Genomic DNA, 11,958 nt, shown 5'->3' on the forward strand with positions numbered 1-11,958 from the left:
GCTTCCTCTCCCTTCCTCGTTTTATTCACCGGCATTGAAATAGCGCGCTTCAGGATGGGAGAATACCATGGCCGAAACGGACGCCTCCGGTTCCATCATGCAGCCATCGGTTAGGTGCACACCGATATCTTCCGGCTTCAGCAAATCAAACAGCAGTTTCTGATCCTCCAAATCCGGGCAAGCCGGATAGCCAAACGAGACGCGGATGCCCTGGTAACGAGCTCCGAAACGCTGCTGCATCGTCATCTCCGCCGGATCCGGGAAGCCCCATGTATCGCGCAGAATATGGTGCGTCCGCTCGGCGAACGCCTCGGCCAGTTCAAGCGCCAGCGCCTGCAGCACATGCGAACGGAGATAGTCGCCCTTCTCCTTCCATTCTTCCGCTTTCTCCCGCACGCCCTTGCCTGCGGTGACTACAAGGAATGCGACATAATCCATAACTCCGCTTTCCACCGGTTTTACAAAATCGGCCAGGCAGAGATATGGCGCTTCTTTTTGCCGCGGGAAAGAGAATGTTTTGAGTATGACGCTATGATCGTTCGGATCATAGATATAAATTTCGTTTCCCCTGGATTGCGCCGGGAAGAAACGGTACATACCATGCGCGGTCAGCAGACCGGTTTCTTCCGCTTCCGCCAGCAACTCCTCCACGATTTCCTTCAGTTCAACCGTCTTCGGGTCACCCTCCGAAAGCAGTGCGTCCACATTGCCGCGTACGCCTAAGTGCTTGCCCAGCAGCATACGCAGATTCAGATACGGGTGCAGATGCGTAAGCGGGTAATCGCGTAGAATGTGACGGTCAAAATCCGGTGGCAGGAATACCGGAACATCCATACGTACCGAAGAACGCTGCGGCACGGCTGGTGCCGCTTCTGTTTCCTTCGCTTCGGAAGCTGCTGTAACCTGCGCTTCTTCCTTCGCCCGGGCCGCGGACTCTTCCAGCTCGGCCCGCATTTTCGGATTCACCAGCTTATTGGCGATGTCCAGTCCGCTCATGGCGTCTTTGGAATATAGCACGAGTCCGTTATATTCCGGAGCAATACGATTCTCGGTAAACTTACGTGTCAATGCTGCGCCGCCCACGAGAATCGGTACGTCGATACCAGCCGCTCTCAAATCCTGTACTGTTGTCACCATTTGCTGTGCTGATTTGACAAGCAGACCTGAAAGTCCGATTATATCCGGCATCTCTTTACGGCAGGCTTCAATCAACTGCTCCGGCGGCACTTTAATCCCCAGATTAACAATCTTGTAGCCGTTATTCCCAAAGATAATCTCCACCAGGTTTTTGCCGATGTCATGCACATCGCCTTTTACAGTGGCGAGCATGACCGTGCCTTTAGTGGATGCCTGCGTTTTCTCCATGAACGGCTCCAGATAAGCGACTGCGGCTTTCATTACTTCCGCACTTTGCAGCACTTCCGCAACAATCAGCTGGTTATCATTAAACAGGCGGCCCACTTCGTCCATACCGTTCATCAACGGTCCGTTGATGATATCAAGCGGCGCATATTTGCTCAGCGCTTCTTCCAGATCCGGAATTAGCCCTTCTTTTGTCCCTTCCACCACGTAATGGGCCAGGCGCTCTTCTAAGCTTAGATTTGTAATTTCTTCGACCTTCTCCACCTTTTTCTCGCGATAGAATGCTGTAAACCTTGCCAGCGTCTCGTCAGTCGTATCAAACAGCAGCGCTTCCGCCAATTGACGTTCCTCTTCTGGAATAGACGCGAAACGCTGCAGCTTCTCCGTGTTGACAATGGCGTAATCAAGTCCCGCTTTCGTACAGTGGTATAAGTACACGGCATTCAGAACTTCTCTGCCCGCAGGCGGCAAACCGAATGATACGTTGCTGACGCCAAGAATGGTCTGACATTCCGGAAATTTCTCTTTAATCAACCGAATGCCTTCCACCGTCTCTTTCGCGGAACCGATGTATGCTTCGTCCCCCGTACCTACCGGGAAAACGAGCGGATCGAAGATTAAATCCCGCGGCGAAAGTCCGTACTTACCCACAAGCAGGCGATAGGATCGCTCAGCCACCTCAAGTTTGCGCCCGCGGGTCACAGCCATTCCCTTCTCGTCAATTGTGCCGACAACGACCGCACCACCGAACTTCCGTAAGAGCGGAGCCACTTCCGCAAAACGTTCTTCCCCGTCTTCGAGATTGATTGAGTTAATAATCGCCTTGCCCTGCGAGTACTTCAGCGCAAGCGCAATAACGTTCGGGTCGGTAGAGTCAATCATAAGCGGCACTTTTACCTTACGTACGACAAACTTTAGGAATGCCTCCATATCCGCCGCTTCATCCCGGTCCGGATCGGCAAGACAGATATCGATAACATGAGCGCCCCGCTTCACCTGAGCACGCGCAATTTCTGAAGCCTCTTCGTACTTGCCCTCCTTGATGAGATCACGGAATTTCTTTGAACCGATAACATTCGTACGCTCCCCTACAAATAAAGGCCGGTTGTCCTGTTCAAGGTAGACGGGTTCAATGCCAGATACCACATGTGTATGGAGTCCCTGCGGCTTACGCGGCTGATAATCTTTGAGCGCTTCCGCGATAGCCCGGATATGCTCCGGTGTCGTACCGCAGCAGCCGCCCGCCACATTAATCCACCCCTGCTCGGCGAACCCGGCCAGTTTGGCCGCCAGTGCCTGCGGTGACTCATGGTAGTGACCGTCTTCATCAGGCAGTCCGGCGTTCGGATAGCAGCTAACCGCACAGTTTGCCATACCGGACAACGTTCGGATATGATCCCGCATAAACTCCGGACCCGTCGCACAGTTTAAACCAATAGACACCGGCTGCAGGTGCTCAAGAGAGATGTAAAATGCTTCAATATTCTGACCGGCCAAGGTCGTTCCCATCGGCTCAATCGTTCCCGAGATCATGACCGGGATCTTATAACCCAGGGTTTCAAAGGCACGCTGGATGCCGATGCCGCCCGCTTTTACGTTAAGCGTATCCTGTACTGTCTCCAGCAGCAGTACATCAACCCCGCCTTCAATCAATGCCAAAGCCTGCTCGTAATAGGCGTCGACCAATTCCTCAAATGTAACACCACCGGTAACGGACAGCGTTTTAGTCGTCGGGCCGATAGAGCCGGCGGCATATCTGGGCCATTCGGGAGTCGAATATTTCTCTACCGCTTCGCGTGCCAGTCGTGCCGCAGCCAGATTAATCTCCCGCGCGCGGTTCTGTAGATTATATTCGGCCAGGACAATGGACGTTGCACCAAATGTATTGGTCTCGACAATGTCCGCTCCCGCCTCCAGATACGTCTCATGAATACCGCGAATTACATCCGGGCGGGTAAGGTTCAGCATTTCGTTACAACCTTCATACTCTTCACCGCCGAAGTCTTCCGGACCGAGATTTGCCTGCTGGAGCATGGTACCCATCGCCCCGTCAATAATCAAAATTTTGTTTGTCAATTGGTGCTCTATCGACAGCTTTTTCACCGCTGTTTCACTCATGGCAATCGCCCTCTCTTCCGTGCAAAGTAAAATAAAAAAGACCTCCCGAAAGAAGGAAGGTCTCTGATGTCCGTCAAAGCACACGTACCCTTATCTTTCAGGAAATAAATCCTGCTGGAATTGGCACCGTGTATTCTACATACCGGTTGCCGGGCGTCATTGGGCCAGTCCCTCAGCCTGCTCTTGATAAGAAACGAATTATAGTTTTCATTTTTCTCATTATTAAACAATGTTAGAAAAGAGTCAATAGAAAATTTATATGCCCTCCTCCGTGTCAAAGCGTCCGGGTAATCACAATGCTGGTGTGATTGCGTAAATCGATTTCATACGGTGAGGCTAGAGGCGTGCCATCCCGCTCCTGTACGATACGCACGGTTGGTCTGTGCACAGCCGCCGGGTCAACGCGCGATACGACGCCGATTTGTCCTGTGTTTAAAACAACTGTAGAAGCTACCGGATAAACGGCAATATGCTTAACGAATAAACGAACCAATTCCAGATCGAACAATGAATTTCCCGCCGCGAATAAATACTCTGTCGCTTCGTTCGGACTGTAATGCTGGCGATAAGAACGGTGCGAGGTTAAAGCATCATAGACATCGGCCATGCCGACGATCTGGGCATATTCATGAATCTGGTTTTTCTGAAGCTTGCGCGGATAGCCGGAACCGTTATACCGTTCATGATGCTGCAGAGCACAGTGGGCAGATAGAAGCGATACATCATACTGGTAGCGCAAAATATTAAATCCGTCTTCCGTATGATTTTCCACCCTCGCCCGCTCTTCCGGATTCAGCGTCGTCTTCTTGTTCCACAACTCTTTAGGCAGCATGGTCATCCCGATGTCAAACAGCAGCGCTCCTACACCTAAGTCAGCTAGCTGGTTGCGGTTATATCCTTTGGCCAGCCCGATAACTCCCGCAAGCACCGCCACATTTACGGAATGGTGGAACAAATATCCGTCAAGTGAATGAAGGTTAGCCAAATTGATAAGGACTTCTTTTCGACCGCTTAAATCCCCTAATATAGTACCAAATACATCCCGAAATGTTTTCCCTATATCAGGGACTGAAGCCCTGCCTTTCACTTTCGGTTGATCCATCAGGCTGGTCATAGTCTTATAGACCGTTTCCACCGCTTTGCGCCGCGTTGTATCGCTAATCACATCTTCAGGTATGATATCATCCGTGTTTTTATCTTCAATATATACCATGTCAATGCCCATACTTTTCAAGCGGTCAATATACCGCTGGCTCAATTCCAGGCCTGCCCCGAGCAGGATGTGTCCCGTTTCCGAAAGGATCGTTTTCGCTATTTTATCTCCCGGCTTTACAGAATTGATGTGTACCTTTTTCACGCGTAAACCCTACTTTCTTGGTCTTTTCCTATAGACATTTGGTACTCTTTTCGAATTTTAACACAGGAATTTAGTTTCATTACAAAAAACATACAGGAAAACTAAATTTAGATAGTAGTACCCATACCAATATTCATTAACTGAATTTTCCGTCTTTAATTTACAGTATACTATTATGGTAAACCCTTGTATACGAAACCACCATGGCCGATTAGCTGCAAGCCCTGCCATGAATGGTACGAAGGAAAAGAGAGAAGAGAACGAGAGGGTGATTTCAATGGAGAAAAAGGCGAACGCCTTTTTCTCCCCTGGATCTTCTTTCTTCACGATTTTCACAAAAAAATAAAAATCACCCTTCCCTGCAAGGGCGATCCATGTAACTTTTCATATTTTTGTAAGAACTAACCCCAGCAGCGCGGTAAAAATTCCGCACACCTGATATGGTTTTAATCTTTCTTTAAATAAATAACAGCCGGTCAAGATAACCACAAGACAGTTTAAACTAACGACCGGAAAGACAATGCTGGCGATGCCGGTTTTAAGCGCATAAAAATAGCAACTGAAACTGACGACGCTTACTATGCCCAGCAACGCGCCGATTTTCGCTTCCCGAATCTGAATTCGCTCACGTCCTAACCAAACAGCCAGATACAGACTACCGCCGCCATACATTGCCACCAGCATGTCCATTGAACTGATATGTAGATAGGAAGACTGCTTCATTAATATACCAAGCAATCCGAACGAAACAAACGCAAACATGACACGTCCGATCCACGGCAAATAATCCGTGCTACCTTTGGCGCCCGGCGTATATTGGATCACCACGGCAGACCCCATCATACACAAAACGCCCAGCCAGTGCAAAAACGGGATTTGTTCATGGAAAATAGCGCCGGCTGCCAGCACCGGAAAAATAGCGTTCGCCGCAATCAGCGGAGACGTTAGACTGGCCGGTCCTTTCTCAAATGCACGCGCCATTTGAATGTTTCCATTCGCGTTTAATACACCGATGATGCTTCCAAGCAGGAGGGATGTCATGTTCGGATGCAGAGACCCTGACGCTACACCGGAACTTAAGATAATCAAGAATGCCACAAAATAAAAGAAAAATTGGATATTCATCTTGGATAACCCGCGTGAGGTGCTCCACTTGAAGATCGTATTATTGACCCCAAAGCCCACCGCCGTGGTTAAAGCCGCAAACAGCCACATACTCAGTTACCTTCTTCACTATAAAGTCTCTTCTTAGTTGTTTACTTACTGCTCATCGAATTCTGTTAACTGCACTTCGTACGTAAATGTCTCCCCGTTCGGCGCACAGGTAACGACAACTTCCGTTTTCCCGTCCGCTGTAGACCTTAATTGCACGACAATGTCCTTCTTTTCGTTCTCCTGCCCGCATGTATCAAGCATCCATGTCAGCGCTTCTTCCGTTAATGGCAGGCCCACCACTTCTCCATTCACTGTCGGTATATGCAGGAGCTTCTTATTGTCGACAAATCCCCGAACTGTATCCAGCAGTACCTCTATCTGCATCGGCGATAGTGCTAACGCATACGTCTGTTCCATATCCACCCTCCTTTCGATATCAGAAATCAGGGAGGTTAGAGAGTTTTAGAGAGTTAAGGAAAGAAAAAGGCATCCGCCTTTTTCTTCAAATTCTCCATTTCCTCTTTTCTCTCTTTCTCCTTTTTTATTTTAACATGCTTCCCATTCGCTTGGCCGCCGCCATGACATAAGGCAGATTTTCTTTCATCTGCGCAAGCGTCAGGCGATTGGAAGGTCCGGATACGGACAGTGCGGCCACCAGTTGCCCTCTTCGGTTGAACAGGGGTACGGCTACTGCAGCCGCCCCCTGCTCCCGTTCTTCGGAACTGGTCGCGTAGCCGTTCTTTTTAATTTCTTCTAACTGCTTCATATACACCTGCTTATCAATAGAAGAAGGCCAGGTCGGATCCGATAGAATCTGCTTCTGCACATCCGGCGGCGCATAAGCAACCAGCACCTTGCTTGAAGCGCCTACCGACAGCGGAAGATGGGCGCCAATCGGGGCTACTCTGCGAATCGTCTCATTGCTTTCCACCGCCTGTACGCGAATGCGTTCATTTTCATTGCGCACATACAAACTAATCGTCTCGCCCACCTGATCCCGCAAGCGAATCATTTCTGGAAGAAGAATGGTCGCCGGATCATCGCCTTGCGGCAGGCTGGCGGATAGCTGCCAGATGCGGAAACCAAGCTGGTATTTCTCCGTATCGGGATTGCGTGTTAGAAACCCTTTGTTCTCCAATGAACCCAACAGCCGGTATACGGTACTTTTATTCAGGCCTATTTTATGGGAAATCTCGGTAAGAGTCAGCTCTTTCTGATCAATAAAGCACAGCAGAATGTCCATGGCGCGATCTACCGCGCGGACGGTCATCTTATTATCGGAAGCGTCCATCCCGCTTACTCACCTTCCTCTTTCCATTAGTTTCATTCAACGAAACCATGTTGCAATATTTGACATTATACCTTATTGTCGTTTCACTCGTAAACTCTCATCTAATTTCAAAAAAAAGTTTAAAAATCTATGTACGTTACATGAAAAAAGCAGTATAATGTTATCGGAAAGAGAAACACAGTTTCATTTGGTGAAACCGTTATTGAAACACAAAGGAGGCTATCAACTTGGCAAATAAAGATGCTTACTCTGTACGTTCATCTTTGCAAGTAGGTGACAAGACGTATGCCTACTATTCCCTTAAAGCTTTGGAAGACAAAGGACTCGGTCCGATTTCTAAACTTCCTTTTTCCATTAAAGTTCTGCTCGAAGCAGCGGTGCGTCAGTTTGATGGCGTAGCGATTACGGAAGACCATGTAAAAAAATTGGCAACCTGGACCGAAGAGCGCGATCCGAATCAAGAAATACCGTTCACTCCGGCTCGTATTGTGCTGCAGGACTTCACAGGCGTACCGGCAGTTGTTGACCTCGCTGCCATGCGTCTGGCTATGAAAGAAATGGGCGGCAACCCTGAGCGTATCAACCCGCTCGTTCCGGTTGACCTCGTTATCGACCACTCCGTCATGGTAGATGATTTCGGCAACCCGGATGCACTGGAAAACAATATGAAGCTTGAGTTCGAACGCAACGGCGAACGTTATCGTTTCCTGCGCTGGGCACAGTCCGCGTTCAATAACTTCCGCGCTGTTCCGCCGGCAACCGGTATCGTTCACCAGGTAAACCTGGAGTACCTGGCGTCTGTAGCGGCTACAAAAGAAGTTGACGGCGAGCTTGAAGTATTCCCGGATTCTCTCGTAGGTACAGACTCCCATACTACAATGATCAACGGTCTTGGCGTTGTAGGCTGGGGCGTTGGCGGTATCGAAGCGGAAGCGGGCATGCTTGGCCAACCGCTGTATTTCGTAACGCCTGAAGTTGTCGGCTTCAAGCTGACAGGCACGCTGCCGGAAGGCGCGACAGCAACCGACCTGGCACTTACAGTTACAAACATCCTGCGCAAGAAGGGCGTAGTCGGCAAGTTCGTAGAGTTCTACGGACCGGGCCTCAGCAACATCAATCTGCAAGACCGCGCAACGGTCGCAAACATGGCGCCTGAATACGGTGCGACAATGGGCTTCTTCCCGGTTGACGAAGAGACTCTGACATTCCTCCGTTCTACAGGACGCAGCGAAGAACAAGTGGCGCTTGTTAAAGCCTACTTCCAGGAGCAAGGTCTCTTCCGTACGGATGACACTCCGGATCCGGAATTCTCCGAAACGCTGGAGCTTGACTTAGGCTCTGTCGTTCCGACACTGGCAGGTCCGAAGCGCCCGCAGGACCGCATCGAGCTGACTGCAATGAAAGACGCTTTCAACGATGCGCTGCGCACGCCGATCGACAAAGGCGGTTTCGGTTTAAGCGAAGAACAAATTGATAAGAAAGTAGCAATTACGCATAAAAACGGCAAAACGTCTGAACTGGGTACAGGCGCAGTTGTCATCGCGGCTATCACAAGCTGTACGAACACGTCCAACCCGAGCGTAATGCTGGCTGCCGGCCTTGTGGCGAAGAAAGCCGTTGAAAAAGGCCTTGTGAAGCCGGAATACGTAAAATCCAGCTTAACTCCAGGCTCCCGCGTTGTTACGCAATACCTCGAGAGAGCTGACCTGTTAAAACCGCTTGAGCAATTAGGCTTCTACATCGCAGGTTACGGCTGTGCAACTTGTATCGGTAACAGCGGTCCGCTGCCGGATGAAGTAAGCAATGCGATCGCAGAAAACGACCTGACAGTAGCGTCCGTTCTGTCCGGTAACCGTAACTTCGAAGGACGTGTACATCCGCAGGTAAAAGCAAACTACCTTGCTTCTCCGCCGCTGGTTGTAGCTTATGCCCTCGCTGGAAACGTAGGTATCGATCTGACAACGGAACCGCTTGGTACAGGCAAAGATGGCAAGCCGGTATACTTGAAAGATATCTGGCCGACGAATGAAGAAATCAAACAAGCGGTTCTTAATGCTGTTCGTCCTGAAATGTACGAAGAAGAATACGGCAATGTATTTACAGCAAATCCGCGCTGGAATGCGATTGACTTCCCGGAAGGACAGCTGTATGAGTGGGATGAAAACTCCACATACATCGCACATCCGCCGTTCTTCTCCGGTCTCAGCGCCGAAGCAGGCAGCATCCAGGGCATCAAAGGCGCGAGAGCACTGGCTGTGCTTGGTGACTCTGTAACGACAGACCACATCTCCCCGGCAGGAAGCATCACACCGACCAGCCCTGCGGGAATTTATCTGTCTGAGCGTGGCGTAGAGCGTAAAGACTTTAACTCTTACGGTTCCCGTCGTGGTAATCACGAAGTTATGATGCGCGGAACGTTCGCAAATATTCGTATCCGTAACAAAATGGCTCCTGGTACGGAAGGCGGCGTAACAACCTACCTGCCGACCGGTGAGGTAATGCCAATCTACGATGCGTCCATGAAATATCAAGAAACCGGCACTCCGCTGGTTGTCATCGCCGGTAAAGAATACGGTACAGGAAGTTCCCGTGACTGGGCAGCTAAAGGTACATTCCTGCTGGGTGTCAAAGCGGTTATCGCAGAAAGTTTCGAGCGTATCCACCGCAGCAACCTGGTAGGCATGGGCGTACTGCCGCTGCAGTTCGAAAATGGTGCCAATGCAGAAACCCTGGGCATCACCGGTAGCGAAACTTTCGATATTCCTGACCTGCACGACGATATTAAACCGGGTCAAACGATCAAAGTACAAGCAACTCGCCAGGATGGCACGAAGTTCGAATTTGACGTTTGCGTCCGTCTGGACAGCGCAGTTGATATTAAATACTACCGCAATGGCGGTATCCTGCAGACGGTTCTTCGTCAAATCGCTGCAGAAGCAAAAGCAAGCGTATAATTATCAAAAGAGGAAGATTCCCCTGGGGGAATCTTCCTCTTTTTCTGTGAAAATCGTGAGGAAAGAAGGAGAGAAAGTGGAAATGAGATCCTGGGGAAGAAAAAGGCGTTCGCCTTTTTTATCATTGAAATCCTCTCCTCATTTCTTATCGCCAAGCATGTCATCGATTTGTTTAAACAGCCTCTGAATGGACTCGTCGTCAAATTTTTTCTCCTGTTTAAACGCATCCAACATCTCGGAAATCTCCCGTCCTGCCGCATCGTCATCCAAGTCCCCCGGTAAATCGGAAGGATCAAACCATAGATACGGGTCCGAATTGCTGCCGCGCAGATATGTCTTTGTCCACTGCGCCGGGTACGTATAATCCTGTTCGCCGAAGACAACCGCCAATACATCATCCGTATCAAGCGGCAAGAGGTGATCGAATACCTCTTCAATACCACCTTCCATTAGATTAAGGTGATGCTGCGTATAGCGGACATAGTGCTCCCCCGTTGATGTATCTTTTACTAGCGCGTAACGCTCCCGCTCTTTCTCTTGCAAGAGCTGAACCTCTTCTATCCGTTTTTCCAATTCTTCGTGTGAGATGATTCGCATTTCTTTCAGAGATGTATTCATTACGTTTCCGTCCTTTCCTTCGTCTTCTTCCCTACGATATCATAGATAGTGGAAAGTTTGTTATTTCAACTATACTTTTTACAGGGAGGGCACGTATGAAAGCTGTACTTGTAGAAGAAAACACACACCGTCTATACATTGGAGAAGCGGAAGATCCCGTTATGGGCGACGACGAATTGCTCGTCAGCATAAAGGCGACCGCACTGAACCGGGCAGACCTTCTCCAGAAACGCGGACTTTATCCCCCGCCAAAAGGCGCATCCCACATTATGGGATTGGAGATGGCCGGCATTGTTGAGAATGTAGGAAAAAACGTAACGGGTTTTAAACCCGGCGATCGTGTCTGTGCTCTGCTTCCGGGCGGCGGCTATGCGGAGAAAGTAAGTATTCCGGCAGGCATGGCCATCCGGATTCCCGACCATTTTTCGTTTACGGAAGCAGCGGCCATTCCGGAAGTGTTCCTGACAGCCTATTTGAATTTATTTTGGCTCGGCGGATTGAAAGCCGGTCATACGGTACTGATTCATGCGGGAGCCAGCGGTGTAGGAACAGCCGCCATCCAGCTGGTACGGGAAGCGGGCGCTACCTCTATCATTACCGCCGGAAGCGAAAAAAAACGGCAGGCATGTCTGGACTTAGGTGCCAGTCTGGCCATCGATTATAAAGCCGGACCTTTCGAACCCGCAGTTAAAGAAGCAACCGATGGACAAGGCGTGAATATTATTCTCGACTTTATCGGAGCGCCTTACTGGGAGCAGAATCTTTCCTGCCTGGCCATGGACGGCAGGCTTGTCATTATCGGTACAATGGGCGGCAGCAAAGCCCCCGAACTCAATCTTGGCCAGCTTCTGCGGCGCCGTCTGCAGATCATCGGTACAGCGCTGCGCTCCCGTTCGGTAGAAGACAAGATTGCCTTAACGAGAGAATTCGTCGAATTTGCGATGCCTCGTTTCGCGGACGGACGTTTACGGCCGATTGTTGACTCCGTATGGGATCTGGAGCAAGTACAGGAAGCACATGAATACATGGAGAACAATAAAAATACAGGAAAAATTATCCTTCAGATACAAAAATAATCGTATCCTCTGTTTTCTGTGAAAATT

The 11,958-nt window shown here is 49.8% G+C and carries 8 protein-coding genes and 1 riboswitch; of the genes, 2 read left to right on the forward strand and 6 right to left on the reverse strand.

All coding sequences use genetic code 11. The features are described 5' to 3' along the window. Positions 1 to 21: 21 nt before the first annotated feature. The 5 genes from metH to ADA01nite_RS01850 form a co-directional block, all read right to left on the reverse strand. Positions 22 to 3,480, reverse strand: a complete 3,459-nt coding sequence (gene metH, locus ADA01nite_RS01830) for a methionine synthase (protein ID WP_146808191.1) — start codon at positions 3,478 to 3,480, stop codon at positions 22 to 24. 87 nt (positions 3,481 to 3,567) lie between these two features. Further along, a riboswitch (SAM riboswitch) is annotated at positions 3,568 to 3,673 on the reverse strand. A gap of 81 nt (positions 3,674 to 3,754) precedes the next feature. After that, complete coding sequence (locus ADA01nite_RS01835; protein WP_146808192.1) at positions 3,755 to 4,837, reverse strand: cyclic di-GMP phosphodiesterase; 1,083 nt, start codon at positions 4,835 to 4,837, stop codon at positions 3,755 to 3,757. 384 nt (positions 4,838 to 5,221) lie between these two features. Beyond that, positions 5,222 to 6,052, reverse strand: coding sequence for an EamA family transporter (locus ADA01nite_RS01840; RefSeq protein WP_146808193.1), 831 nt, complete (start codon positions 6,050 to 6,052; stop codon positions 5,222 to 5,224). 45 nt (positions 6,053 to 6,097) lie between these two features. Next, a complete protein-coding gene (locus ADA01nite_RS01845; RefSeq protein ID WP_146808194.1) occupies positions 6,098 to 6,409 on the reverse strand; it encodes a hypothetical protein in 312 nt (103 codons plus the stop codon). A gap of 124 nt (positions 6,410 to 6,533) precedes the next feature. Continuing rightward, positions 6,534 to 7,283, reverse strand: a complete 750-nt coding sequence (locus ADA01nite_RS01850; protein WP_146808195.1) for an IclR family transcriptional regulator — start codon at positions 7,281 to 7,283, stop codon at positions 6,534 to 6,536. Between the two features lie 227 nt (positions 7,284 to 7,510). On the opposite strand from ADA01nite_RS01850, the gene acnA reads away from it, so the two are divergent. Then, positions 7,511 to 10,237, forward strand: a complete 2,727-nt coding sequence (acnA, locus tag ADA01nite_RS01855; RefSeq protein ID WP_146808196.1) for an aconitate hydratase AcnA — start codon at positions 7,511 to 7,513, stop codon at positions 10,235 to 10,237. Between the two features lie 138 nt (positions 10,238 to 10,375). Here the strand turns inward: acnA and ADA01nite_RS01860 are convergent, their stop codons facing one another. Beyond that, the gene (locus ADA01nite_RS01860) at positions 10,376 to 10,855 is read right to left on the reverse strand and encodes a hypothetical protein (protein WP_146808197.1); all 480 of its coding nucleotides are present in this window, start codon (positions 10,853 to 10,855) and stop codon (positions 10,376 to 10,378) included. Between the two features lie 95 nt (positions 10,856 to 10,950). On the opposite strand from ADA01nite_RS01860, the gene ADA01nite_RS01865 reads away from it, so the two are divergent. Further along, the gene (locus ADA01nite_RS01865; RefSeq protein ID WP_146808198.1) at positions 10,951 to 11,931 is read left to right on the forward strand and encodes an NAD(P)H-quinone oxidoreductase; all 981 of its coding nucleotides are present in this window, start codon (positions 10,951 to 10,953) and stop codon (positions 11,929 to 11,931) included. Positions 11,932 to 11,958 lie beyond the last annotated feature (27 nt).

It is taken from the genome of Aneurinibacillus danicus, from assembly GCF_007991215.1.
GTDB lineage: Bacteria > Bacillota > Bacilli > Aneurinibacillales > Aneurinibacillaceae > Aneurinibacillus > Aneurinibacillus danicus.

Excerpts from the sequence above, each read along its gene's own strand:
- metH (WP_146808191.1), bottom strand. The coding sequence starts at position 3,480 with ATGAGTGAAACAGCGGTGAAAAAGCTGTCGATAGAGCACCAATTGACA.
- ADA01nite_RS01840 (WP_146808193.1), bottom strand. The coding sequence starts at position 6,052 with ATGTGGCTGTTTGCGGCTTTAACCACGGCGGTGGGCTTTGGGGTCAAT.
- ADA01nite_RS01845 (WP_146808194.1), bottom strand. The coding sequence starts at position 6,409 with ATGGAACAGACGTATGCGTTAGCACTATCGCCGATGCAGATAGAGGTA.
- ADA01nite_RS01850 (WP_146808195.1), bottom strand. The coding sequence starts at position 7,283 with ATGGACGCTTCCGATAATAAGATGACCGTCCGCGCGGTAGATCGCGCC.
- ADA01nite_RS01860 (WP_146808197.1), bottom strand. The coding sequence starts at position 10,855 with ATGAATACATCTCTGAAAGAAATGCGAATCATCTCACACGAAGAATTG.
- ADA01nite_RS01865 (WP_146808198.1), top strand. The coding sequence starts at position 10,951 with ATGAAAGCTGTACTTGTAGAAGAAAACACACACCGTCTATACATTGGA.